We start from the raw sequence: 24811 nt of genomic DNA on the forward strand, positions 1-24811 counted from the left end.
GCCGGCTGAGCAGCTCCCCGACGTCGTGGGCCCACGACGCGAAGGAGCACGACAGCACATGACCGAGACCAAACTCGGCACCGAATCCCGCACCGCCGTGATCGACAACGGGGCCTTCGGCACCCGCGAGATCACCTTCTCCACCGGTCGACTGGCTCGCCAGGCCGCCGGTTCCGTCATCGCCCAACTGGGCGAGACGGTCGTCCTCTCCGCCACCACCGCCGGCAAGCAGCCGAAGGAGCAGTTCGACTTCTTCCCGCTGACCGTCGACGTCGAGGAGCGGATGTACGCCGCGGGCCGCATTCCCGGCTCGTTCTTCCGCCGCGAGGGCCGGCCCAGCGAGGACGCCATCCTCACCTGCCGCCTGATCGACCGGCCGCTGCGCCCGTCGTTCGTCAAGGGCCTGCGCAACGAGGTCCAGGTCGTCGAGACCATCCTCGCGCTCGACCCGGCGCACCCGTACGACGTCGTGGCGATCAACGCCGCCTCGATGTCGACCAAGCTCTCCGGTCTGCCGTTCTCGGGCCCGATCGGCGCGACCCGCGTCGCGCACATCGACGGCCAGTGGGTCGCCTTCCCGACCCTGGAGGAGCTGGCTCGCGCCACCTTCGACATGGTCGTGGCCGGCCGCACCCTGGAGGACGGCGACGTCGCGATCATGATGGTCGAGGCCGAGGCCACCCCGAACGCCGTGACCCTGATCGCGGGCGGCGCCACCGCGCCGACCGAGGAGGTCGTCGCCAGCGGCCTGGAGGCCGCCAAGCCGGCCATCCGCGAGCTGTGCCGGGCGCAGGCCGAGCTGGCCGAGGTCGCCGCCAAGCCGGTCGCCGAGTTCCCGGTCTTCCTGGACTACCAGGACGACGTGTTCGACGCGGTCGCCGACGTGGCCCGCGCCGAGGTCGCCGAGGCGATCACCATCGCCGGCAAGGCCGACCGCGAGGAGGCCCTGGACCGGGTCAAGGCTCGGGTCGCCGAGGAGCTGGGCGCTCGGTTCGAGGGTCGGGAGAAGGAGCTGTCCGCTGCCTTCCGGTCGCTCACCAAGTCCGAGGTGCGCAACCGCGTGCTGCGCGAGCAGGTCCGCATGGACGGGCGTGGCCCGCGCGACATCCGGGCGCTGACCGCCGAGGTCGGCGTGCTGCCCCGGGTGCACGGTTCGGCGCTGTTCGAGCGCGGCGAGACCCAGATCCTGGGCGTCACCACGCTGAACATGCTCCGCATGGAGCAGATGGTGGACACGCTGTCCCCGGAGAACCGCAAGCGCTACATGCACAACTACAACTTCCCGCCGTACTCGACCGGTGAGACCGGCCGGGTCGGCTCGCCGAAGCGGCGCGAGATCGGCCACGGGGCGCTCGCCGAGCGGGCGCTGATCCCGGTGCTGCCGTCGCGCGAGGAGTTCCCGTACGCCATCCGGCAGGTCTCCGAGGCGCTCGGCTCCAACGGCTCCACCTCGATGGGCTCGGTCTGCGCGTCGACGCTGGGCCTGCTCTCCGCGGGTGTCCCGCTGAAGGCGCCGGTCGCCGGCATCGCGATGGGGCTCATCTCCGACGAGGTGGACGGCAAGACCCAGTACGTGACGCTGACCGACATCCTCGGTGCCGAGGACGCGTTCGGTGACATGGACTTCAAGGTCGCCGGCACCCCGGAGTTCGTCACCGCGCTGCAGCTCGACACCAAGCTCAACGGCATTCCGTCGGACGTGTTGGCCGCCGCGTTGCAGCAGGCCAACGAGGCCCGGCAGGTCATCCTCGGTGTCATGAAGGCGGCGATCGAGGCTCCGGCCGAGATGTCCGACTACGCGCCGCGGGTCACCACCGTCAAGATCCCGGTCGACAAGATCGGCATGGTGATCGGCCCGAAGGGTCAGACCATCAACGCGATCCAGGACGAGACCGGCGCCGAGATCTCCATCGAGGACGACGGCACGATCTACGTCGGCGCCACCAACGGCCCGTCGGCCCAGGCGGCTGTCGACCGGATCAACGGGATCGCCAACCCGACGCTGCCGAAGCAGGGCGAGCGCTTCCTCGGCACGGTGGTCAAGACCGCCGCGTTCGGCGCGTTCATCTCGCTGCTGCCGGGCCGCGACGGCCTGCTGCACATCTCCAAGGTGGGCGACGGCAAGCGGGTCGAGCGGGTTGAGGACTTCCTCAACGTCGGCGACCGGGTCGAGGTCGAGATCGCGGACATCGACGCCCGCGGCAAGATCTACCTGGACAAGGTCCGCCCGGAGGGCGCCGAGGCGCCGGCCGCTGGTGAGGCCGCGGGTGGCGACCGCCCGTCCGGCCGGGACCGGGGCGACCGGGGTCCGCGTGACCGGGGTGACCGCGAGCGTGGCGGCGACCGGGGCGGGCGTGGCCCGGAGCGTGGCGGCGAGGGCGGCAACGGCGGCGGCGAGGGTGGTGGCGACGGCGGCGAGCGTCCGCGTCGCCGGACCCGGCACAGCTGACCACCAGCACCTGTAACACCCACCCCTCGTCGAACCGGGAGCACCACGTGAGTCGGGCCTTCAGTGCGCCGTTTCCACCGGATCGACGGGGGGTGGCACCGTCTCGGGACACCGCGGCGGGCCGCTCCGGCGGCACCGCCCGCGCGGTCACGCGGACGCTCAGCGACGACCCGCTGGGCGGCACGATACGACGTACCGTGCTGCCCAGCGGCCTGCGTGTGCTCACCGAGGCGATCCCGGCGATGCGCAGCGTCTCGTTCGGCATCTGGGTGGCGGTGGGCTCGCGGGACGAGACCCGTCCGCAGGCCGGCGCCGCGCACTTCCTGGAGCACCTGCTCTTCAAGGGCACCCACAAGCGGACCGCGCTGGAGATCTCCTCGCAGATCGAGGCGGTCGGTGGTGAGACGAACGCCTTCACCACGAAGGAATACACCTGCTACTACGCCCGCGTGCTGGACGAGGACCTGCCGCTGGCGATCGACGTGATGTGCGACCTGGTCGCCGACTCCCTGCTGGAGCCGGCCGACGTGGAGACCGAGCGTGGCGTGATCCTCGAGGAGATCGCCATGCACGACGACGAGCCCGGTGACGAGGTGCACGACCTCTTCGCCCAGGCCGTCTACGGTGACCACCCGCTGGGTCGGCTGATCTCCGGTACCGAGGAGACCGTCACGCCGATGACCCGCCGGCAGATCCAGACCTTCTACCGGGGTCGCTACACGGCGCCGCAGATCGTCATCGCCGCCGCCGGCAACCTCGACCACGCCGCCGTGGTCAAGCTGGTCCGGCAGGCAGTGCGGGGCACCCCACTGGACAGCGACCCGGCCGCGCCGGCCGCACACCGCGCGGCGACCCCGGCGGTACGCACCAAGTCGGCCACCACCGTGGTCGAGCCGAAGGAGACCGAGCAGGCGCACGTCATCCTCGGCTGCCCCGGCATCGACCGGCTCGACGATCGACGTTTCGCCCTCGGGGTGCTCAACAACGTGCTCGGCGGCGGCATGTCCAGCCGCCTCTTCCAGGAGATCCGCGAGCAGCGTGGCCTCGCGTACTCCGTCTACTCCTACGCCAGCCAGTACGCCGACAGTGGCCTGTTCGCCGTCTACGCCGGGTGCGCCCCGGGCAAGGTGGACGAGGTGCTGGCCCTGACCCGCGCCGAGCTGGCCCGGGTGGCCGCCGACGGGTTGACCGAGGCCGAGGTGGCCCGGGGCAAGGGGATGAGCAAGGGGTCGTTCGTGCTCGGCCTGGAGGACACCGGCTCGCGGATGAGTCGACTGGCCAAGGGGGAGCTGCTCTACGGCGACCTGATGCCGGTGGACGAGCTGCTCCGCCGGGTCGACGAGGTCACCGTCGAGGACGTGAACACCCTCGCCGCCGAGTTGCTGAGCCGGCCGATGTCGCTGGCCGTCGTCGGTCCGTTCGGCGAGGGCGACTTCTCCGGCTGAGGCCGGTCGGGATCTGTCCCGGCCGGAAGGACACGTCCCGATTGGGATAGGTTGTGCCCCGTGACTGACGAGCAGGAGAAGACCCGGGTCGGCGTGTTCGGTGCCCGTGGTCGGATGGGCGTCGAGGTCTGCAAGGCCGTGGACGCCGCTGACGATCTCGAACTGACCGCCGCGGTCGACCAGGGCGACGGTCTCGACGCCGCGTCCGCCGCTCGGGTGGTCGTCGACTTCACCACGCCGGACGTCGTCATGGACAACCTCCGGTGGTGCATCGCGCAGGGCATCCACGCGGTCGTGGGCACCACCGGCTTCACCGAGCAGCGGCTGGCGCAGGTGCGTGGCTGGCTGGCCGACAAACCCGAGGTGGGCGTGGTCATCGCCCCGAACTTCGGTATCGGCGCGGTGCTGATGATGCAGTTCGCCGCGCGGGCCGCCCGGCACTTCGAGTCCGTTGAGATCATCGAGCTGCACCACCCCGGCAAGCTGGACGCCCCGAGCGGCACCGCCACGCACACCGCCCGGCAGATCGCTCAGGCCCGCGCCGAGGCTGGCCTCGGCCCGGTTCCGGACGCGACGAAGGACGAGGTGCCGGGCGCGCGGGGTGCCGACATCGACGGGGTACGCGTGCACGCGGTACGCGCCACCGGTCTGGTCGCCCACCAGGAGGTGCTGTTCGGCGGCACCGGCGAGACGCTGACGATCCGGCACGACTCGTACGACCGGGTGTCCTTCATGCCCGGCGTGCTCCTGGCCGTCCGCGCCGTCCGCACCCGCCCCGGCCTGACCATCGGCCTGGACCCCCTCCTCGCCTAACCCCCCAGCGCCGACGCTCCTCCGCGATCTTGCAGTTCCTGTCGCGACAAAGGCGGCATCCTCGCCCATCTCGGCAACACAAACCGCAAGATCGCGCAGGACTGGGGGCGGGCCTCGCCGCCCCGTCAGCGTCGATCATGGAGTTGTGGTGCCCCGTATTTGGGGCAGGTGTGGAGCTTTCGCTCGCCACGACTCCATGATCGACGGGCTGGGAGGGGCGAGGTTATCTCGGGAGGGGGGATCGGGGGGTGCGTTGGGTGGGGAGGATTGGGGCGGTTAGGGGGGTGGGGAGGCCGGTTACCTCGGCTTCGCCGGCGTGGTTGACGGTGACAGTCACCGGGGTGCCGGCTACCCGGAGGTTGGTGGCGCGCACCGCGCCGAAGTCGGGGCCGGCCAGGGGGGCTACGCGGACCGTGCCGCCCGGCACGTCCGGGTAGAGGCCCGTCGCGGCCTGAAGGAGCAGGACCGCGCCGGCCGCGGACCACGCCTGTGGACGGCAGGCCGCCGGGTACGGCACCGGGCGGCGCAGCAGCGTCCGGTCGTCGCCGCCGTACAGTTCGGGCATCCGGTAGTCGAACGCCTCGGCCGCCGAGAGCAGCCCTTCGGCCAGGCCGAGCGCGGCGTCCCGATGCCCGCCGCGAGCCAGCCCGGCGAGCACGATCGCGGTGTCGTGGGTCCAGATCGAACCGCAGTGGTACGACAGCGGGCTGAAGCCGGCGTCGTCGGTGGACATCGTCCGTAGCCCGAAACCGCCGGCCAGCGTGTCCGTGGTGAGCAGGCGGGCGATCTGCGCCTCCTCGTCGGCGTCGAGCAGACCGGTGCCGAGCAGGTGACCGATGTTGCTGGTCAGCGAGTCGACAGGGCGCTTGTCCCGGTCGAGGGCCAGGGCGGGCTGCGGGCCGTACCGGCCGTCGACCCAGAAGCTCTCCCGGAACCGGCGGGCCAGGGCGGCGGCGTGTTCGCGCCAGCGGTCCGCGCCGGGGCGGCCGAAGGCGTCCAACAGTGCCGCGCCGTTCACCGCCGCCTCGTGCGCGTACGCCTGCACCTCGGCGAGCACGATCGGCGCGGTGGCCAGGCTGCCGTCGTGGAAGCGTACGGCGTCGCCCGAGTCCTTCCAGCCCTGGTTGGACAGTCCGTGCCCGGTGGTGTCGATGTACTCGACCAGGCCGTCGCCGTCCGGGTCGGCGTGGTCGCCGAGCCAGCGCAGGGCCGCCTCAAGGTGCGGCAGCAGCGGTGCGACCTGCTCGGCGGGCAGGCCCCAGCGCCACGCGTCGTGCAGCAGGTTGATCCAGAGCATGGTGGCGTCGACGGTGCCGTAGTAGGCCGGCGGCAGCCGGAGCCCGTCGTCGGGCAGCGTGAACTCGTGGCGGCGCAGCTCGTGCAGGATCTTGCCGGGCGCCTCCCCGGTGCTCGGGTCGACGCGGGTGCCCTGGCGGCGGGCCAGGACGCGCAGGGTGCCGGCGGCCAGGTCGGTGCCGAGCGGCAGCATCATCCGGGCGGCCCAGAGGCTGTCCCGGCCGAACAGGGTGAGGAACCAGGGGACGCCAGCGCCGAGGAAGACGTCCCCGGGAGCGCCGGTCTCGGCCAGCCGTAGCCCGCGCAGGTCGTCGAGGCCGCGGTCGAGGAGACGGACCAGCCGTCGGTCGTCGGCGGTCACCTCCGGTCGGGCCCACTCCGGCTCGCCGGTCGGGCCGACCACCACGGCGCGGGGGTCCGCGACGGCCAGCCGCCAGCGCAGCACCGTCTCGCCGCGCGGAGGCAGGTCGATCGGCCAGGTCAGCCGGGGCGCGGTGGCCCGCTCGTCGGTGGCGAGCACGTCGGCGTCCGGCGCGGTGACGGTGACGGTGATCCCGTCGGCGGCCCAGGTGAGCAGGCCCGGCTGGCCGGTCTTGGCCTCCAGTGGCGCGGCGGCGCCACCGGACTTGACCACCTCGATGGGCGCCAGGTCGCAGGCGAGGTCGACGCTGACGGTGGCCCGTACGCCGACCGTGGCGGTCGAGACGATCCGCAGCTCCTCGGTGAGGCCGTTGTGGGTGGCCCGGCGGGAGCGGTCGACGCGGACGGTGGGGTCGGGAGTGGGATCGCCGAGCCAGCGGGCCAGAGCCACGAAGCGGGCGCCGTGTGGGCCGTCCTCGCCGTGGGTGAGCCCCTCCAACTCCTGGTCGTCCACGCGCAGCTCGGCCCGGGAGAGCACGCGGGCGTCGGCGTGGAAGACCCCCTGGACGCCGGTCGGGCGGATCTGTCCGGTCGCGTCCCCCAGCGCGCTGGTGGGGGCGAGCACCACCCCCACCAACTCGTGCAGAAGGGGTTGCAGCTGGCGGTCGGTCACGGTGCGGCTCCAGATCATCGGGGTGCGGGGCGGATGTCTTGACAACGCGCCCCGGGCGGTGCAAAGTGCGAAACATTCCAGAAACTTGAACGATCTAATCCTGCACTATCCGAATTGGATCGTTCAAGACGGCGAGAGGGATTAAGTGCCTGAAAAGGTAACCATCGCGACGGTGGCCCGGCACGCCCGAGTGAGCCGCCAGACGGTCTCCAACGTGCTCAACACCCCGCACATCGTGCGCCAGGAGACCCGGCAACGGGTCGAGGACGCGATCGCCGCGCTCGGCTACCGGGCCAACCAGGCCGCCCGGCAGATGCGCACCGGCCGGTCCCGACTCATCGCCGCCCGCATCGAACCCACCCGCGACGGCATCAACGGCTCCGTGCTCGACCGCTTCCTGCACGGCCTCACCGAGACCGCCGACGCCGCCGGCTACCGGGTGCTGCTCTACACCGCCACCGACGACGAGCGGGAGATCGCCACCTACGACGACCTGCTCGGCACGTACGAGCTGGACGCGTTCGTGCTGGTCGGCACCAAGTACGGCGACCCGCGTACCGCCTGGCTCGCCGAGCGGGAGGTGCCCTTCGTGACGTTCGGTCGGCCATGGGACGCGCTCGACGTGCATCCCTGGGTCGACGTGGACGGCGCGGCCGGCACCGCCGCGGCCACCCGGCACCTGCTGGACGCCGGGCACCGGCGGATCGCCTTCATCGGCTGGCCGACCGGTTCCGGCGTCGGCGACGACCGGCGTGCCGGCTGGCGCGACACGCTGCACGCCGACGGCGTCGACCACACCGGACTGCACCGGGAGACCGAGGACGGTGTCGCCGAGGGGGAACGCCTCATGCGCGACCTGCTCGCCGCCGAGACGCCGACCGCCGTGGTCTGTGCCAGCGACTCGCTCGCGCTCGGTGCCCTGCAGGCGATCCGCGACCTCGACCCGCCGGTGTCGGTGATCGGCTTCGACGACACGCCGGTGGCCGCCGCCATCGGCCTGTCCAGCGTCAGCCAACCACTCGGCGAAGCCGCCGCCCGCTGCGTGGACCTGCTCACCGGCGTCCTCGACGGCAACCAGACACCCACCCCTGTGCTGCTCGCGCCCTCGCTGGCCCTGCGGCACACCGCGTAACCCACCCCCCCACCAGGAGAAACCCATGGCACCCAGAACCCTCACCCGGGCAGCGGTCGCCGGCCTCGCCGCCGTCGCGCTGCTCGGCTCCGCAGCCTGCGGCAGCGGCTTCGACGACTCCGGCGACGCCGCCCAGTCCAGCGGCCCGGCCAACCTGCAGATCCTCATCGGCTCCTCCGGCGACGCCGAGACCAAGGCCGTGCAGGACGCCGCCGCGAAGTGGGCCAGCAGCTCCGGCAACAGCGCGACGGTCACCCCGGCGCAGGACCTCACCCAACAGCTCGGCCAGTCCCTCGCCGGCGGCACCCCGCCGGACGTCTTCTACGTCGACGCGGCCCGCTTCGCCGACTACGCGAGCGTGGGCGCGCTCGAGCCGTACGGCGACAAGCTCGCGGACAAGGGCGACTTCTACGAGAGCCTGCGCACCACCTTCACGTACGACGGCAAGCTCTACTGCGCTCCGAAGGACTTCTCCACCCTCGCCCTGCAGATCAACACCGACCTGTGGGCCAAGGCCGGGCTGACCGACGCCGACGTGCCGACCACCTGGGACCAGCTCACCGCGACCGCCCAGAAGATCAAGGCGAAGGGGCAGGTGGCCCTGGCGCTCGGCGACACCCGGGACCGGATCGGTGCCTTCCTGGTGCAGAACGGTGGCTGGCTGATGAGCGAGGACGGCAAGCAGCCCACCGCCGACAGCGCGAAGAACCTGGCCGCCCTGGAGTACGTCAAGACCCTGCTCACCTCGGGTCTGGCCAAGTACCCGAAGCAGCTCGACTCCGGCTGGTCCGGCGAGGCGTTCGGCAAGGGCAAGGCCGTGATGACGATCGAGGGCAACTGGATCAAGGGCGCCATGCAGAACGACTTCCCGAACGTGAAGTACAAGGTGGTGGCGCTGCCGGCCGGGCCGGGTGGTCAGGGCACCCTCTCCTTCACCCAGTGCTGGGGCATTGCCGCGAAGAGCAAGTACAAGGACCAGGCGATCAAGTTCGTCGAGGCGATGACCAGCGGCGAGCAGCAGCTGACGTTCGCCAAGGCGGTCGGCGTCATGCCGTCCCGGCAGTCGGTGCGCGACCAGTACACGGCTGCCTTCCCGGCCGACAAGGTCTTCATCGACGGCGCCGCGTACGCCCAGGGCCCGGTGAACGCGCCGAAGATGGACAGCGTCCTCAAGGACCTCGACACCGGCCTGCAGGGCCTCGCCAACGGTGACCCGAAGACCGTGCTGCAGAACTTCGACAAGAACGCCAAGGCCGCGCTCGGCGGCAGCTGACTCGTTAGGAAGGGCCCCTTCCTATGCACTAGGCGATAACAAGGGGCCCTTCCTTCAGTAAAGGGGGTGAGGACGATGGCAACCGAGACACTGACCGCCGCGGTCACCGCGCCCGGCGCGGGCCGCCGCCGACGCCGTCGTGGCGTTCGCGGCAACGAGAACCTCGCCGGCTGGCTGTTCGTCGCGCCGGTGATCGTCATCCTGGGGCTGTTCCTGCTGCTGCCGATCCTGATGGCGTTCTGGGTCAGCCTGACCGACTGGAACGGCCAGGGCAGCCCGTTCACCGGCGACGTCCCGTTCGTCGGGGGGCACAACTACACCCGGTTGTTCACCGAGGACGGGCTGGCTCGCCGCGACTTCATGACCAGCATCCGCAACACCATCTACTACGTGGCGATCGTGGTGCCGGCGCAGACCGTGCTCGCGCTCGGGTTGGCGCTGATCGTCAACAACCGGATGCTCCGGGGCAAGAGCTTCTTCCGCAGCGCCTTCTACTTTCCCTCGGTCACCAGCTCGGTCGCGATCAGCGTGGTGTTCCTGTTCCTGTTCGCCAACTCGGGCGCGGTTAACGCGCTGCTCGGCTTCGTCGGGATCGACGGACCGGAGTGGTTCGCCGACTCCCGGGGCGTCCTGCACCTGCTGTTCGGCGCGGTCGGCGTCGACACGCCCCCGACGGCGCTGACCGGCGGCGGCCCGTTCGGGCTGAGCTGGTGGGACTGGCTGGCCGGCCCGAGCGTCGCGATGACCTCGATCATCACGCTGGTCGTCTGGTCCACCTCCGGCACGTTCATGTTGATGTTCCTGGCCGGACTGCAGAACGTCCCGGTGACCCTCGACGAGGCGAGCACCCTCGACGGCGCGTCCCGCTGGCAGCGCTTCCGTCACGTGACGCTGCCGATGATCAGGCCGACCACCTTCCTGGTGCTCACCCTCGGCCTGATCGGCTCCTGGCAGGTCTTCGACCAGGTGTACGTCATGAGCCAGGGCGACCCGGCCAAGACCACCCTCACCCCGGCGTACCTGTCGTACCGGACCGCCTTCCGGGACTTCGACTACGGCTCCGGCGCGGCGATCTCGTTCGTGTTGTTCCTGATCATCATCGTGCTCACGCTGGTCCAGCGCCGCGTGCTGGCCGAGCGGGACACCGACCGGCCGCGTCGCGGCCGGTGGCGTCGGCGCGTACCGGAGAGGTCCTGAGATGGCCGTGCTCACCGACCGCCCGGCGGGGCCCGCGCGCGGTGACCAGCGCGGGGCCCGCACGCTGGCCACCCGCTTCCTGGGGTACGCGACGCTGGTCTTCTTCGGGTTGGTGTTCCTCTACCCGTTCGTCATCCAGATCGCCAGCTCGCTCAAGACCGAGCCGGACGCGGCGGCCAACCCGCTCTCGCCGTTCCCGGACCCGCTCACCCTGGCCGGCTTCGAGCGGATCTTCGCGGGCACCAACTTCCCGCTCTGGCTGGGCAACTCGCTGCTGGTGACCGTGCTGGTCACCGTCGGGCGGGTGTTCTTCGACTCGCTCGCCGGGTACGCCCTGGCCCGGCTGCGGTTCGCCGGGCGCGGCGGGTTGTTCGCGGCCGTCATCGCGGTGATGGCGGTCCCCGGTGTGGTCCTGCTGATCCCGAAGTTCCTGGTGCTCAACCAGCTCGGCATCTACAACAGCTACGCCGGGCTCGTGGTGCCGCTGCTGGCCGACGCGGCGGGCGTGTTCATCATGAAGCAGTTCTTCGAGTCGATCCCGGTGAGTGTGGAGGAGGCCGCCCGCATCGACGGGGCGAGCATCTTCCGCACCTTCTGGTCGGTGGTGCTGCCGATGGCGAAACCGGCGCTGATCACCCTGACCATCCTGTCGTTCCAGGGCTCCTGGAACGAGTTCCCGCACAGCCTCGTGTCGGTGCAGGACCCGGACCTGTTCACCCTGCCGCGTGGCCTCGCCGACCTGGTCAGCGGCTCGCTGGGCAGCGGCAACCAGTACCCGCTGAAGCTGGGCGCGGCGCTGCTCGCCACCATTCCCGTGGCGATCATCTTCGTGGTGTTCCAGCGCTACTTCGTCCGCGACGCCAACGACGGTTCGGACAAGGGCTGACCCGGCCGGGTCACTCGCCGGGGCTGTCCTCGGCAAGTGGCTCGGCCGGTACGGCCACGTGCAGGCGCACCTGAGGCACCAGCATGTCGTCGACGTCCAGCGCCCGCGCGGCGCCGTCGGGTTCCCAGCCGGTGCTGGTGAGGAACTTGCGGGTCGCCTCGTCGCCGTCGAACGCCCAGGCCACCGCCCGAGCCATCCCGTCTTCGCGCCACAGGTCGACGGTGGCGGCGAGCAGCCGGCTGCCGTGCCCACGCCGACCCCAGCGCGGTTCGACCAGCAGGTCGGTCACCGCTGCCACGTCCGGGCCCAGGGCGTCGGCCGGCTCACCCGGGGCCAACGCCTCGCCGTCGGCCGGGCCGGAGGCGGCGAACCCCACCAGATACGATTGCTCGGCCTGTTCGACGGCGACCAGCACCCGGTGCGCGCCCGAGGGCGGCTCCAGCACCGCGGCGCTCCACCGCCGGGCGAGGAACGCCTCGTCCAGGTTGTCGAGCACATGCCGAGGCAGGATCCGGCGGTACGCGACCCGCCAGGTCGCGAGCTGGATGCGTGCGATTTCGCCGGCGTCCTCGGGACGCGCCGGGCGGACGTACCCGAGAGCCATGGGACGGAAGCCTACGCAGGGCGGGGGAGGCGGCGGTGGCGCAGGGTGCCAACAGGACGGCCGTGCAGGTCGTCGGGGTGGTGGTGCTCGCCGTGGCGGTCACCGCGTTCCTCTCCGTCGCGGCCGTACGGCACGGCTTCTTCGACCTGAAGGTCTACTACGGCGCGTTGACGTGGTGGGTGCACGACGGTGGCGAGATCTACGACTACCTCAAGCCCAGCACCCAGTACGGCTTCACCTACCCGCCGTTCGCCGCGCTGGTCATGCTGCCGATGGCGTACCTGCCGTGGACGGCCGCGATCGTGGTGAGCGTGCTCGCCAGCGTGGCCACCACCACCGTGCTGATCTGGTGGTTCGTCGACCCGATCGCCCGGCGGGCCGGGTGGACCCGCTGGTTCGCCCTCGCCGTGGCGCTCTGCCTGGCCGCCGCCTTCGAACCGATGCGCGAGACGATCAACTTCGGGCAGGTCAACACGCTGCTGCTCTTCCTGGTCGCGGTGGACCTGCTCCGGCTGCTGCCCGCCGGCAACCGGTGGGCGGGCGTGGGCATCGGGCTCGCCACCGCGATCAAGCTGACCCCGGGCATCTTCATCGTCTACCTGCTGGTCACCGGGCGGTGGCGGGCGGCGCTCACCGCCAGCGGCGCCGCCGCCGCGGTGACCGTGCTGGCCGGCGCGCTCTTCCCGGACGCGTCCCGGGAGTTCTGGACCGAGGCGCTGTGGAACACCGCTCGGGTCGGTGAGTTGGCCTTCGTCTCCAACCAGTCGCTGCGCGGCGTGGTCGCCCGCCTCGACCCGCGGCACCCGAGCACCCTGCTCTGGCTGCTGCTGGTGCTCGGCACCCTGGCGCTGTGGGCCTGGCGTTCCCGCGCGGCCGTCGCGGCCGGCGACGAGGCGACCGGCCTGGCCCTGACCGGCGCGGTGATGTGCCTGGTCAGCCCGGTCACCTGGGTACACCACCTGGTCTGGCTGCTGCCCGCGCTGATCCTGCTGGTCGACAACGCGATGGCCGCGCCGGCCGGCCGCCGCCGGCGCGTCCTGCTGATCGCCGCGACCATCGGGTACGTCCTGCTGATCAGCCGGACCGTCTGGTTCTGGGAGAAGGACTTCACCGGCGCGGACGGCTTCCTCGGCAGCAACGCGTACGTCTGGATCAGCCTGGCTCTGCTGGCCTTCCTGCCGATCCGCCGGTGGCTGACGCCGGGCGGGTCAGTCGTCGAGGCGTCCGGCGTACCGCAGCTCGACGAGCCCGACCGGCCCGCGCCCGCCGGCGAGCGGCACCTGGTAGGTCGACCGCTCACCGTCCGGTGACAGCCCGGCCCGTTCGTAGAACCGGCGGGCCCGCCCGTTGTCGGCCAGCACCCACAGCCGGTAGCCGGTCCAGCCGCGCTCGACGAGACCGGCGCGGGCGGCCGCGAGCAGCGCGGTGGCTGTCCCGTCACCCCAGAACGCCGGCTCGACGTAGAGCGCCAGCACCTCGCCGACGCTCGGGTCCAGGTCGTCCCGGTCCTGGTTGCGGCGGTACGGCCCGAAGGTGGTGAAGCCGATGGCCAGCCCGTCCACCTCGCCGAGGAGCGTGGTGAACGGGTGCTCCGGATCGGCGGTGCCCACCTCACGGCGGCGCTGCGCCCAGGCCGCCACGTTGAGCCGGCCGAGCACCTCGTCCGGCATGACACCGGCGTAACCCGACTGCCAGCCGTGCACGTGCACCCGGGCGATCGCCTCGGCGTCGTCCGGCTCCTCCCGGCGGATGGTCAGCATTGCACCGTTCTATGCCCCCGTGACGGTCGGAGTCCAGCTTCCCGCACCGACGTCGTACCGATGATTTATCGTCGCCGACGATGGCCGCACCGGATTCACTCTCGCTCGCGCAGGCCCGGCGGGTGGCGCTCGCCGCCCAGGGCTTCGCCGACCCGCCGCCGACCGGCGTGCCCACCCGCCGGCACCTGCGCCGGGTCCTCGACCGGGTCGCCCTGATCCAGATGGACTCGGTCAACGTGCTGCAACGGGCGCACTACCTGCCGCTCTACAGCCGACTCGGTCCCTACCCGACGACCCTGCTCGACCAGGCCGCCTACCGCCGCCCGCGCGACCTGTTCGAGTACTGGGGCCACGAGGCGTCCCTCGTGCCGGTCGGGCTGCACCCGTTGCTGCGCTGGCGGATGGCCCGGGCCCGCAGCGAGGCCTGGGGTGGCATGCGGCGCATCGCCCAGGAACAGCCGGACCTGGTCGCCTGGGTGCGCGACGAGGTGGCCGCCCGGGGTCCGCTGACCGCCGCCGAGATCGAGCACGACGCGCCCCGGCAGACCGGCAACTGGGGGTGGAACTGGTCGGCCGTCAAGCAGGCGCTGGAGTTCCTGTTCTGGGCGGGTGAGGTGACCGCCGCCGAGCGCAGCACGTCCTTCGCCCGCCGCTACGACCTGCCCGAGCGGGTGCTGCCGGCGTCCGCGCTGGCCGCGCCCACACCGACCGCCGCCGAGGCGTACCGCGGTCTGGTGGCCCTGGCCGCGCGGTCGCTCGGGGTGGCCGCCGAGCCGGAGCTGCGCGACTACTTCCGGCTGCCGGTCGCCGGCGCCCGCCAGGCGGTCGCCGAGCTGGCTGAGGCCGGCGAGCTGGTGCCGGTCACCGTGGCGGGCTGGAGGCAGCCGGCCTGGCTGCACGCGTCGGCACGGCTGCCCCGCTGGGTCCGGGGCAACACGCTGGTCAGCCCGTTCGACCCGCTGATCTGGGAACGTGCCCGCACCGAGCGGCTGTTCGGCTTCAGCTACCGGATCGAGATCTACGTGCCGGCGCCGCAGCGGGTCTACGGCTACTACGTGCTGCCGTTCCTGCAGGGCGACCGGTTCACCGCCCGGGTCGACCTGAAGGCCGACCGCAGGGCCGGGGTGCTGCTGGTGCCGGCCGCCTGGCTCGAGCCCGGCGCCGACGCGGGGGACACCGCCGTGGCGCTCGCCGCCGAGCTGTACCGGCTGGCCGGCTGGCTCGGGCTGGACGCGGTCGCCCCACCCGCCGCCGGTGACCTGGCCGGTCCGCTCACGGCCGCCCTGGCGAGCGTGTCGGGTGTACCGTGAACGCGTGACGAGCGTTCCCGGACCGGTCGACCAGTCACCGCCCACCGTCGGCGCCGTCCACACGGTGCCCGCCCCCGATGCTGCGCAGAACGGATGGTCGGCGGAGCCGCCCGTCGGTTACCACTACCCGACGCCCGAACCCGACCGGCTCACCCGGCTCGTCCTGCGGATCCACCAACGTTCGCCGCGCTGGGCCGTGCCACTGGCCGCGGTCGGCTGCGTCGGGCTCGGCATGGCCTACGCGCTGGTGAGCAACCCGACCCACGCCGACCCGGACGCCGCGCCCACCTGCATTCTCAAGCTGACCACCGGGTTCGACTGCCCGGGCTGCGGCGGCACCCGCGCGCTCTGGTACGTGCTGCACGCCGACCTGCCGGCCGCCGCCCGACACCACTTCCTGTTCGTCTTCTCGCTGCCCTTCCTGGCGTACCTCTTCGTGGCCTGGGCGGGCAACCAGGCGTTCGGCTGGCGGCTGCCCGAGCTGCGGATCAGCCCCAAGGTCATCGGCGGCTTCATGGCCGCGTGGCTGGCGTTCACGGTGGTGCGCAACCTGCCCTGGGCGCCGTTCACCTCGCTCTACGTCTGACCGCAGGGCTCTTGCGTCTGACCGCAGGGCTCTTGCGTCTGACCGCAGGGCTCTTGCGTCTGACCGCAGGGCTCTTCGTCTGACCGGGCTGCTCTCACGTCTGGCGCCGCTGCTGCCCGACGCGGCCCTGCCCCTACCCGTTCCCCAGCGGGAGGCAGGACGTGGTGGTGTGCCCCTGTCGAGCTGCCCCAGATGTGGGGCGCCAGAGGACGGTAGCGGCGGCACCCCAAGCGAGGGGTGGCGCTGCGGGGTGTGCGTTGCGGGCGAGCGCTGCGGGCGTGCGTGCTGCGGGGGTGGGGCTGCGGGGTGTGCGGGCGGGCGTGCAACGGGTGGGCTGCGGGGTGTGCGTTGCGGGCGAGCGCTGCGGGGGTGGGGCTGCGGCCTGTGCGCTGCGGGCGAGCGCTGTGGGGTGGCGCTGCTTCGGGGGCGGGGCTGCTCCGGGGTCGGTGGGGTGGGGCCGGTGCGCTGTGGGTGCCGGTTCCGTCGGCGGGAGAGAGCCCTTGGCCGTGCGGCTCCTGCCCCAGATTTGGGGCAGCTCGACAGGCTACGAGGGAGACCCACGGTTCCGCGGAGCCCTGGCACGGCTGTCGAGATCTTGGACACCAACGGCCCCCGGTGATTCGGGAAGGGGCCGCCGGCCACTACAGTCCCAGGCATGCCGGAGATGGTGCAGCCCCAGGTCAAGTTGATCGCGTGGACCCAGTTCGCGGCCCCGGACGACGTGCCGTGGTCGACCGACGCCGAGGGCGGCCAGGCGCTGGCTGAGTTCGCCGGGCGGGCCTGCTACCAGTCCTGGAAGAAGCCGAACCCGGCCACGGCCACCAACGCCGGCTACCTGGCGCACATTCTCGAGGTGGGCCACCTGAGCGTGCTGGAGCACGGCTCGGTCACCTTCTACTTCACCGGGGTGTCCCGCTCCTTCACGCACGAGCTGATCCGGCACCGGCACTTCTCGTACTCCCAGCTCTCGCAGCGGTACGTCCCCGAGCGGGACGCGGCCATGGTCGAGCCGGCGGTCATCGCCGACGACCCGGAGCTGCACAAGAAGTTCGTCGAGGCCGCCGAGGCGAGCGTGCGGGCGTACACGGAGCTGTTGGAGGGTCTGGAGCAGCGCTTCTCCGACGAGCCGAACCCGACGCTGCGCCGCAAGCAGGCCCGGCAGGCCGCCCGCGCGGTGCTGCCGAACGCCACCGAGACCCGGATCGTGGTCTCCGGCAACTACCGGGCCTGGCGGCACTTCGTCGCGATGCGGGCCACCGAGCACGCCGACGTGGAGATCCGCGAGCTGGCCGTGGAGTGTCTGCGTCAGCTCCAGGGGGTCGCCCCGAACGTCTTCGCCGACTTCGTGATCACCACGCTGCCGGACGGCACCGAGGTGGCGGCCAGCCCGCACGAGGCGTCCTGAGCCCTTCCCCGGCGGGCTCCGGCTGGTCGTCCGCTAGGTTGGAGGGTATGACGCAGGACCACCCCGACGCCGCCGCCCGACCGGTGTCCCGCCCCTTCGGGCGGGTGCTCACGGCCATGGTGAGCCCCTTCACCGCCGACGGCTCACTCGACCTCGACGGCGCCGCCCGGCTGGCGAGCCACCTGGTCGACGAACAGGGCAACGACGCGCTGGTGGTCAACGGCACCACCGGCGAGTCGCCGACCACCACCGACGCGGAGAAGGAACGCCTGATCCGGGCCGTGGTCGAGGCCGTCGGTGACCGTGCCCGGGTCGTGGCCGGTGTCGGCACCAACGACACCCGGCACACCATCGAGCTGGCTGCCGCCGCCGAGAAGGCCGGCGCGCACGGTCTGCTGGTGGTCACGCCGTACTACAACAAGCCGCCGCAGAGCGGGTTGCTGCGGCACTTCACCGCCGTGGCCGACGCCAGCGGACTGCCGGTGATGCTGTACGACATCCCGCACCGCTCCGGTGTGCCGATCGACACCGAGACACTGGTCCGACTCGCCGACCACGGCCGCATCGTCGCGGTCAAGGACGCCAAGGGCGACCTGATCGCCACCAGCTGGGTGACCAGCCGGACCGGCCTCGCCTACTACAGTGGCGAGGACGCGCTCACCCTGCCGGCGCTGGCCGTCGGATGCGTGGGCGTGGTCGGCACCTCCACGCACTTCACCGGGGCGCTGACCGCACAGATGATCCAGGCGTACGACGCGGGGGACATGCCCACCGCGCTGGCCCTGCACCGGCGGCTGCTGCCGCTGTTCACCGGCATCTTCCGCACCCAGGGCACCATCCTGGTGAAGGCAGGTCTGGCATCGCTGGGCCTGCCGGCCGGTCCGGTGCGACCCCCGCTCGTGCACGCCACCAACGACGAGATCGCCCAGCTGCGCGCGGACTTCGCGGCAGCGGGCCTGGAGCTACCCGAATGATCGAACGACACGACGGACGCCGAGTGACGGCGTCGCAGAATGAGGTGGACGCGTGACCGAGGCGCACATCGAGGCGGAACTACCCCCGCCGCTGCCGGAAGGTGGCCTGCGGATCATCCCGCTCGGCGGGCTCGGCGCCATCGGTCGGAACATGACCGTCTTCGAGTACGACGGCAAGTTGCTGATCGTCGACTGCGGGGTGCTCTTCCCCGACGTCGAGCAACCGGGCGTGGACCTGATCCTGCCCGATTTCGGCCCGATCCTGGACCGGCTGGCCGACGTGCAGGCGATCGTGCTGACCCATGGCCACGAGGACCACATCGGCGCGGTGCCGTACCTGCTGGCCCACAAACCCGACATCCCGCTGGTCGGCTCGCAGTTCACCCTCGCCCTGGTCGAGGCGAAGCTGGCCGAGCGGCGGATCCAGCCCTACACGCTGACCGTGCGCGAGGGCGGCCGCGAGCGGCTCGGGCCGTTCGAGTGCGAGTTCTTCGCGGTCAACCACTCCATCCCGGACGCGCTCGCGGTGGCCATCCGTACCCCGGCCGGCCTGGTGCTGCACACCGGCGACTTCAAGATGGACCAGCTCCCGCTGGACGGCCGGATCACCGACCTGGCCGGTTTCGCGCGGCTCGGCGCCGAGGGCGTCGACCTGCTGCTCTCCGACTCCACCAACGCGGAGATCCCCGGCTTCGTCACCCCGGAGCGGGAGATCGGGCCGGTGCTCGACTCGATCTTCGCGAAGGCGAAGGGTCGGATCATCGTGGCCTCGTTCGCCTCGCACGTCCACCGGGTGCAGCAGGTCTTCGACTCCGCGCTGGAGCACGGTCGCAAGGTCGCCCTGATCGGCCGGTCCATGGTCCGCAACATGGGTATCGCCCGCGACCTCGGCCTGCTCAACATCCCGGCCGGCCTGGTCATCGGGATCGAGGAGGCGACGACGCTGCCTCCGGACCAGATCGTGCTGATGTCCACCGGGTCGCAGGGCGAGCCGATGAGCGCGCTCGGTCGGATGGCCAGCGGCGACCACCGGCACATCACCATCGCCCCGGGGGACACCGTGGTGCTGGCCTCCTCGCTGGTGCCGGGCAACGAGACCTCGGTCTACCGGGTCATCAACCGGCTCGCCCGCGCCGGGGCGGTGGTCGTGCACAAGGACGTCGCGAAGGTGCACGTCTCCGGGCACGCGCCGGCCGGCGAACTGCTCTACCTGCTCAACGTCGTCCGGCCCAGCAACCTGATGCCCGTGCACGGCGAGTGGCGTCACCTGCGGGCGCACGCCCGGCTGGGCATCGAGTCCGGGGTCGCCCCCGACCGGGTGGTGATCTGCGAGGACGGCGACGTCGTCGACCTGGTCGAGGGCCGCGCCAGCCTGGTCGGGCACGTGAAGAGCCGGTACGTCTACGTCGACGGCCTCGCCGTCGGTGACGTCAGCGAGTCGCTGCTCACCGAACGGCGGATCCTCGGTGACGGCGGGTTCATCGCCACGACCGTCGTCGTCGACTCGGTCACCGGCAAGGTGGTCGCCGGTCCGACGTTGTCCGCGAAGGGCTTCTCCGAGGACCCGGAGGCGTTCAACCCGGTGATCCCGCTGGTCACCGAGGCGCTCAACCGTGCCGCCTCGGACGGCATCACCGACCCGCACCAGCTTCAGCAGATCGTCCGGCGGACCGTGGGGCGGTGGGTCAACGACGCGTACCGACGGCGGCCCATGATCGTGCCCACCGTCGTCGAGGTCTGACGCACGCGTGACCGGGCCGGTCGCCGACGTCCCCCGTGGATGTCGGTGGCCGGCCCGGATTCTGTTGCGGACCACGGCGGTACCACAGCCGTTGCGCACGTCCGGTTGCGCGCTGTCGGATGTCGCACAGTCACCCGTCGGGCCGCAACCTTCGGGCCCGCTCGCGGGTCAGGGCAGGGCGGCGACGGCCTCCGCGTACGCGACGCCGGTGGCGATGGCGGCGTCCACCAGCACCCGCAACTGCGCCGGCGCGACCCCGTGCGCCAGGTCGGTGGCCGCGTCCCCGGCGAGCACGATCTCGCTGTCGAGGTCGTGCGCGTACGCCTTGGGCAGCAGCCGGTCGTGGTTCCACGCGTTGCAGAAGGCGTACGCCTCGGACCGCCGCGTGGCCGGCAGCCGCCGGTCGGCCATCGCCCGGGTGTGCAGCACCTCGCCCCGCTCGCCAGCCCGTCGGAACTGGATCACCGCGGCGCCCCACCGGCCGACCACCGTGCCGTCGTCGTCGATCAGGTACCGGTCGCCGCGCCGGTCCAGGGTCGCGGTGATGAGGTCGGCGGTGAGCGCCATCAGCTCCCGCTCGGACTCCCCGTCCGGCCCGGGACCGGCGTCGTCCTCCTCGTCGGCGACGTCGCCGCCATCCGGCAGCGGCACCGCCGCCGCGGCGGGACGTTCGGCCAGCCAGGCCGCGATCCTGCCGGACTGGTGACCGGTGCCGTTGCGGGCGTCGAAGCTGCCGGCCAGGTCGGTGGCGAGGCCGAGCAGCAGCGCGCCGAGCGTCGACACGTCCAGTTCGGTGGCCGGACGCTCGCCGTACGCCGGGCGGCGCACCCGTCGCTCGCCCAGCCCCGTCTCGTCGGCCAGCCCGCAGACCAGCGCCCCCGCCGCGGCGAACTCCATGGCGGCGAGGTCGTCGGTGGGCCGGTCCAGCCGGGGCAGCTGCTCGGTCAGGATGGCCAGCCCGCGCTCCAGATGCCCGCCGAGCGCGCAGAACCGCAGGTGGGTCGCGAGATGCCCGAACGCGGCGCGCTCGCGCCGGTGCCGCCGGTACGCCCGCACGTGCGCCGCCGCGGCCTCCTCGGCCGCGCCGAGCCGTAACCGTGGCAGCAGTCCGGCGACCAGCGCCCGCTCGGGCTGGTCGGTGCAGGCCGGGGCGTCGGTGTCGTACGCCTCCAGCTCGGCGCGGGCCTCCCGCCACTCGCCCCAGCCGGCCAGCAGTTCCGCGCGGCGGGCCGGGGCGCAGCCGGGGCACCCGCCGGCCGGACCGCCACGCGTACCCGCCCACTGCCGGTAGAAGTGCCGGGCGGTGGGTTCGTCGCCCAGGTGGTCGGCGATCCGGCAGCGCAGTTCGGCGACGGTCGGCCCGTCGAGCCCGCCCGTCCCCACCCGCTCGGCCAAATCGGTCAGGAGTAGTCGGGTCTGGTCCAGCCCCACCCGGGGGGTGCCGAGCAACGCCTCCACCGCGTACCGCTGGTAGCGCGTCAGCAGCACGGTCTCGGGGTCGCCGAGCAGCGTGGGCCACCGGTCGGCGGCGGCCCGGCAGCGCCGTACCGGCTCGACGATCCGCCACCGCTCGCCGTGCAGCAGGTACGCCTCGATGAGCGCGAACCTCGCGTCCAGCGCGGACCGGGCGTCCGCGGCGGCGTCGGCGCGCTCGGCGACCCGTTCCAGCGCGGCCAGCCGGCCGGACCCGTCGGGCAGGTCCCGGGCGTCGGCGAGCGCGGACACCAATGCCGGGACGCGCTGCCCGACACCCCGGCCGTCGTCTCCGCTGGCGGGCGCGTGCGCCCGGTCGGTACGGCTGCCCGTGGTCTCCTCCCGGCCGGTCACGTCGACACCGCGCCGGGCAGGCGACCGACCGCCACGGCGAGTTGGCAGCCGGTCGTGATGCCACAGTCGAGCAGTCGGTCGAGCTGGTGGGGCGTGACGCCACGTTCCAGGTCGGTGATCACCTCACCGTGGATCCGGGCCCGGCCGGCGTCGTCGACGTGCACGAACGCCTTCGGCCAGAGCCGGTCGTGGTTCCACGCGTTGCAGAAGGCGTACAGGTCGGGCACCCGTTCGATCCCGAAGGTCGGCGCGACCATCGTGCGGACCTGGAGCAGCTCGCCATCGGCGCCGAGGCGCAGGAACCAGATCAGGTTGTCGTCGAAGCGTCCCACGAGGTCACCGTCGGGGGCACGGCCAACCGGGCGGCCGCGCGCGGCGAGCACCGCGGCGATCAGCTCGCCGGTCAGCGGGCGTACCGCACCGGGGTGCCCGGCCAGCGGATCGTCCTCGATTCCCGGCGACGCCATCGGGCATCCCTTCTGAGGCGGATATCACGACCGGCGGCGGGGTCCGTGCTGCGACGCGCGGACACGACCCGGAAAAGCGGCGATCTGCCCGGCCCCACCGTTACCGTGACTCTATGGCGGGCCGTACCTCTCAGGCGAGCCGGCGACGCGGCGCGTCGCCGCGCGGTGGCACCAACAGCCGTGCCCGTCAACCGGCGAAGAAGACCCGGGCACCGGTACGGCGACGCACCACACCCGCCCGTCCGGGCCCCGCCGTCTACGTGGGCCGCGCTGTCGGTGCACTGTGGATGGGGCTGGCGCACGGGATGGGGTGGGCGGTGCGGGCCGCCGGCCGGCAGGCCGCCTCCGCCCGCGACCTGGACCCGGAGCACCGCCGTGACGGGGCCGGACTGCTGCTGTTCGGGCTGGCCCTGCTCAGCGCCGTGGCGCTGTGGTTCTCCGGCGCGGGCCCGGTGGGCGCCCGCCTGGCCGACACGGTCCGGCTGTTCCTCGGCGCGATCTCCGTCGTGGTGCCGGTGCTGCTGATGATCGGGGCGTGGCGGCTCATGCGTCAGCCGATCGATCCGGAGCACCGGGGTCGAGGGCTGATCGGGTGGGGTTCGCTGCTGGTGTCGACCGCGGCGCTGCTCCAGATCGGCCAGGACCCGGTGGACACCGTGGAGCGTGACTTCGCCGGTGGCCTCGTCGGCGCCGGCGTGGGCGGGCTGCTGGAACGGGCGGTCACCGCCTGGGTGGCCGTACCCCTGCTGGTCCTGCTCCTGCTCTTCGGCCTGCTCGTGGTCACGGCGACGCCGATCAACAAGATCCCGGAGCGGCTGGGCCTGCTCGCCGGAGGGCTGGTCGCGTCTCCGGAGAGCACCGAGGAGGACGACGAGCCGGTCGCGCGGCCCGCGCGCAGGCGTCCGTCGAAGCGGATGCCGCCACCGATCGACCCGGACGACTTCGAGGACACCGAGGGCGCGGACCTCCAGGAGACCATGGTGTTGCCGCGCAAGGCCCCGGCGAAGGTGCCGGCCAGCCGCAAGCCGGCCGAGCCGCCCGAGCACTCGCCCGCGCCCACCCGCGCCGAGCAGCTCGCGTTGACCGGGCTGGCCGGCGACTACACCCTGCCGCCGGCGAACATGCTCAGCGGCGGAGCCGCGCCCAAGACCCGCAGCAAGGCCAACGACGAGGTGATCGCCGCGCTGACCGGCGTCTTCGACCAGTTCGACGTGGACGCCGCCGTCACCGGCTTCACCCGGGGTCCGACGGTCACCCGCTACGAGGTGGAGTTGGGGCACGGCGTCAAGGTCGAGCGGATCACCCAGCTCTCCCGCAACATCGCCTACGCGGTGAAGTCGCCGGACGTCCGGATCCTCAGCCCGATCCCGGGCAAGAGCGCGGTCGGCGTGGAGATCCCGAACACCGACCCGGAGAACGTGGCCCTCGGCGACGTGCTGCGTTCGCGGGCGGCGACGAGCGACCACCATCCGATGGTGGTGGCGCTCGGCAAGGACATCGAGGGCGGCTACGTGGTGGCCAACCTCGCGAAGATGCCGCACATCCTGATCGCCGGGGCCACCGGCGCGGGCAAGTCGTCCTGCCTCAACACCCTGCTGGTCTCCGTGCTCACCCGGGCCACCCCGGACGAGGTGCGGCTGCTGCTGATCGACCCGAAGCGGGTCGAGATGACCGGCTACGAGGGCATCCCGCACCTGGTCACGCCGATCGTCACGAACGCCAAGAAGGCGGCCGACTCGCTGGACTGGGTCGTCCGCGAGATGGACATGCGCTACGACGACCTCGCGGCCAACGGCGTCCGGCACATCGACGACTTCAACCGCAAGGTGCGCAACGGCGAGATCAAGGCGCCGCCGGGCAGCGAGCGGGAGATGCGCCCGTACCCGTACCTGCTGGTGATCGTGGACGAGCTGGCCGACCTGATGATGGTCGCGCCGCGTGACGTGGAGGACTCGGTCGTCCGGATCACCCAGCTGGCGCGGGCCGCCGGTATCCACCTGGTGCTGGCCACCCAGCGGCCCTCGGTCGACGTGGTGACCGGTCTGATCAAGGCGAACGTGCCGTCCCGGCTGGCGTTCGCCACCTCGTCCCTCGCGGACTCGCGGGTCATTCTCGACCAGCCGGGCGCGGAGAAGCTGCTCGGCCGGGGTGACGGGCTCTTCCTGCCGATGGGCGCGTCGAAGCCGGTCCGCATCCAGGGCGCCTGGGTCACCGAGCGCGAGATCGCCGACGTGGTGAAGTTCTGCAAGGACCAGCGTGAGCCGGAGTTCCGGCCGGACGTGCTGGCCCCCGCCAAGGACAATCAGAAGAAGATCGACGAGGACATCGGCGACGACCTCGACCTGCTGGTGCAGGCGGTGGAGCTGGTGGTCACCTCGCAGTTCGGCTCCACCTCGATGCTCCAGCGCAAGCTGCGGGTCGGTTTCGCCAAGGCGGGCCGGCTCATGGATCTCATGGAGACCCGTGGGGTCGTCGGGCCGTCCGAGGGGTCGAAGGCGCGCGACGTGCTGGTCAAGCCGGACGAGCTGGAGGAGGTCCTGGTCGGTCTGCGCGGCGACGTCGACTGACCACTCGCGACCCCGGACACCCGACGGGCCCGCCGGATACCGGCGG

19 protein-coding genes are annotated in these 24811 nt (G+C 72.2%); 14 read left to right on the top strand and 5 right to left on the bottom strand.

From position 1 onward, the window contains the following. Positions 1–58: 58 nt before the first annotated feature. Genes AB0I89_RS08660 through dapB form a run of 3 tightly spaced genes read left to right on the top strand, consistent with a single transcriptional unit; the run spans position 59 to position 4707 of the window. Entirely contained in the window at positions 59–2449 is a 2391-nt protein-coding gene (locus AB0I89_RS08660) for a polyribonucleotide nucleotidyltransferase (protein ID WP_357122447.1), read from the top strand. A gap of 47 nt (positions 2450–2496) precedes the next feature. After that, positions 2497–3894, top strand: a complete 1398-nt coding sequence (locus tag AB0I89_RS08665; protein ID WP_357122450.1) for a pitrilysin family protein — start codon at positions 2497–2499, stop codon at positions 3892–3894. Positions 3895–3954: 60 nt separating this feature from the next. After that, the gene (gene dapB / locus AB0I89_RS08670; RefSeq protein WP_357122453.1) at positions 3955–4707 is read left to right on the top strand and encodes a 4-hydroxy-tetrahydrodipicolinate reductase; all 753 of its coding nucleotides are present in this window, start codon (positions 3955–3957) and stop codon (positions 4705–4707) included. 223 nt (positions 4708–4930) lie between these two features. Here dapB and AB0I89_RS08675 read toward each other — a convergent pair whose 3' ends face one another. Continuing rightward, on the bottom strand, positions 4931–7036 hold the full coding sequence (locus AB0I89_RS08675; protein WP_357122456.1) for a glycogen debranching N-terminal domain-containing protein: 2106 nt from the start codon (positions 7034–7036) through the stop codon (positions 4931–4933). Between the two features lie 145 nt (positions 7037–7181). On the opposite strand from AB0I89_RS08675, the gene AB0I89_RS08680 reads away from it, so the two are divergent. The 4 genes from AB0I89_RS08680 to AB0I89_RS08695 all read left to right on the top strand — a co-directional run bounded on the left by AB0I89_RS08680 (position 7182) and on the right by AB0I89_RS08695 (position 11524). Continuing rightward, complete coding sequence (locus AB0I89_RS08680) at positions 7182–8168, top strand: substrate-binding domain-containing protein (RefSeq protein WP_357122459.1); 987 nt, start codon at positions 7182–7184, stop codon at positions 8166–8168. A 25-nt stretch (positions 8169–8193) separates the two neighbouring features. Next, on the top strand, positions 8194–9441 hold the full coding sequence (locus tag AB0I89_RS08685; RefSeq protein WP_357122462.1) for an extracellular solute-binding protein: 1248 nt from the start codon (positions 8194–8196) through the stop codon (positions 9439–9441). Between the two features lie 75 nt (positions 9442–9516). Next, on the top strand, positions 9517–10638 hold the full coding sequence (locus AB0I89_RS08690) for a sugar ABC transporter permease (RefSeq protein ID WP_357122465.1): 1122 nt from the start codon (positions 9517–9519) through the stop codon (positions 10636–10638). Between the two features lies 1 nt (position 10639). Next, positions 10640–11524, top strand: coding sequence for a carbohydrate ABC transporter permease (locus AB0I89_RS08695; RefSeq protein WP_357122468.1), 885 nt, complete (start codon positions 10640–10642; stop codon positions 11522–11524). Positions 11525–11534: 10 nt separating this feature from the next. Here the strand turns inward: AB0I89_RS08695 and AB0I89_RS08700 are convergent, their stop codons facing one another. Then, positions 11535–12128 carry a GNAT family N-acetyltransferase gene (locus AB0I89_RS08700; RefSeq protein WP_357122471.1) on the bottom strand — a complete coding sequence of 198 codons (594 nt, stop codon included), beginning with the start codon at positions 12126–12128 and terminating at the stop codon, positions 11535–11537. 35 nt (positions 12129–12163) lie between these two features. Here AB0I89_RS08700 and AB0I89_RS08705 point away from each other — a divergent pair, with 35 nt between their 5' ends. After that, on the top strand, positions 12164–13438 hold the full coding sequence (locus AB0I89_RS08705) for a glycosyltransferase 87 family protein (RefSeq protein ID WP_357122474.1): 1275 nt from the start codon (positions 12164–12166) through the stop codon (positions 13436–13438). Here AB0I89_RS08705 and AB0I89_RS08710 read toward each other — a convergent pair. After that, positions 13337–13888 (bottom strand): GNAT family N-acetyltransferase, encoded by a 552-nt coding sequence (locus AB0I89_RS08710; RefSeq protein WP_357122477.1) that lies wholly within the window; start codon positions 13886–13888, stop codon positions 13337–13339. The two genes, AB0I89_RS08705 and AB0I89_RS08710, sit on opposite strands and share 102 nt — an antisense overlap. 80 nt (positions 13889–13968) lie before the next feature. Between AB0I89_RS08710 and AB0I89_RS08715 the strand changes: the two genes are divergently transcribed. The 5 genes from AB0I89_RS08715 (at position 13969) to AB0I89_RS08735 (ending at position 19904) form a co-directional block, all read left to right on the top strand. Then, positions 13969–15198, top strand: coding sequence for a crosslink repair DNA glycosylase YcaQ family protein (locus AB0I89_RS08715; RefSeq protein ID WP_357122480.1), 1230 nt, complete (start codon positions 13969–13971; stop codon positions 15196–15198). 64 nt (positions 15199–15262) lie between these two features. Then, positions 15263–15784: a DUF2752 domain-containing protein gene (locus AB0I89_RS08720; protein WP_357123347.1), complete on the top strand. Its 522-nt coding sequence runs from the start codon at positions 15263–15265 to the stop codon at positions 15782–15784. 664 nt (positions 15785–16448) lie between these two features. Continuing rightward, positions 16449–17189 (top strand): FAD-dependent thymidylate synthase, encoded by a 741-nt coding sequence (gene thyX, locus AB0I89_RS08725; RefSeq protein WP_210786506.1) that lies wholly within the window; start codon positions 16449–16451, stop codon positions 17187–17189. Between the two features lie 47 nt (positions 17190–17236). Beyond that, a complete protein-coding gene (gene dapA / locus AB0I89_RS08730) occupies positions 17237–18163 on the top strand; it encodes a 4-hydroxy-tetrahydrodipicolinate synthase (RefSeq protein WP_357122483.1) in 927 nt (308 codons plus the stop codon). A 52-nt stretch (positions 18164–18215) separates the two neighbouring features. Then, positions 18216–19904: a ribonuclease J gene (locus AB0I89_RS08735; protein WP_357122486.1), complete on the top strand. Its 1689-nt coding sequence runs from the start codon at positions 18216–18218 to the stop codon at positions 19902–19904. A 168-nt stretch (positions 19905–20072) separates the two neighbouring features. Here the strand turns inward: AB0I89_RS08735 and AB0I89_RS08740 are convergent, their stop codons facing one another. After that, on the bottom strand, positions 20073–21629 hold the full coding sequence (locus AB0I89_RS08740; RefSeq protein WP_357123351.1) for a YbjN domain-containing protein: 1557 nt from the start codon (positions 21627–21629) through the stop codon (positions 20073–20075). 98 nt (positions 21630–21727) lie between these two features. Continuing rightward, entirely contained in the window at positions 21728–22198 is a 471-nt protein-coding gene (locus AB0I89_RS08745; RefSeq protein ID WP_355051666.1) for a YbjN domain-containing protein, read from the bottom strand. Positions 22199–22311: 113 nt separating this feature from the next. Here AB0I89_RS08745 and AB0I89_RS08750 point away from each other — a divergent pair, with 113 nt between their 5' ends. Next, positions 22312–24765 carry a DNA translocase FtsK 4TM domain-containing protein gene (locus AB0I89_RS08750; RefSeq protein ID WP_357122490.1) on the top strand — a complete coding sequence of 818 codons (2454 nt, stop codon included), beginning with the start codon at positions 22312–22314 and terminating at the stop codon, positions 24763–24765. Positions 24766–24811: the final 46 nt, after the last annotated feature.

The sequence above is a fragment of the Micromonospora sp. NPDC049801 genome, assembly GCF_040656575.1.
Classification (GTDB): domain Bacteria; phylum Actinomycetota; class Actinomycetes; order Mycobacteriales; family Micromonosporaceae; genus Micromonospora.

Bases quoted from the DNA above. Each gene is read 5' to 3' on its own strand.
- AB0I89_RS08660 (WP_357122447.1), top strand. From the start codon at position 59: ATGACCGAGACCAAACTCGGCACCGAATCCCGCACCGCCGTGATCGAC.
- AB0I89_RS08685 (WP_357122462.1), top strand. From the start codon at position 8,194: ATGGCACCCAGAACCCTCACCCGGGCAGCGGTCGCCGGCCTCGCCGCC.
- AB0I89_RS08690 (WP_357122465.1), top strand. From the start codon at position 9,517: ATGGCAACCGAGACACTGACCGCCGCGGTCACCGCGCCCGGCGCGGGC.
- AB0I89_RS08695 (WP_357122468.1), top strand. From the start codon at position 10,640: ATGGCCGTGCTCACCGACCGCCCGGCGGGGCCCGCGCGCGGTGACCAG.
- AB0I89_RS08700 (WP_357122471.1), bottom strand. From the start codon at position 12,128: ATGGCTCTCGGGTACGTCCGCCCGGCGCGTCCCGAGGACGCCGGCGAA.
- AB0I89_RS08710 (WP_357122477.1), bottom strand. From the start codon at position 13,888: ATGCTGACCATCCGCCGGGAGGAGCCGGACGACGCCGAGGCGATCGCC.
- AB0I89_RS08715 (WP_357122480.1), top strand. From the start codon at position 13,969: ATGGCCGCACCGGATTCACTCTCGCTCGCGCAGGCCCGGCGGGTGGCG.
- thyX (WP_210786506.1), top strand. From the start codon at position 16,449: ATGGTGCAGCCCCAGGTCAAGTTGATCGCGTGGACCCAGTTCGCGGCC.
- dapA (WP_357122483.1), top strand. From the start codon at position 17,237: ATGACGCAGGACCACCCCGACGCCGCCGCCCGACCGGTGTCCCGCCCC.
- AB0I89_RS08745 (WP_355051666.1), bottom strand. From the start codon at position 22,198: ATGGCGTCGCCGGGAATCGAGGACGATCCGCTGGCCGGGCACCCCGGT.
- AB0I89_RS08750 (WP_357122490.1), top strand. From the start codon at position 22,312: ATGGCGGGCCGTACCTCTCAGGCGAGCCGGCGACGCGGCGCGTCGCCG.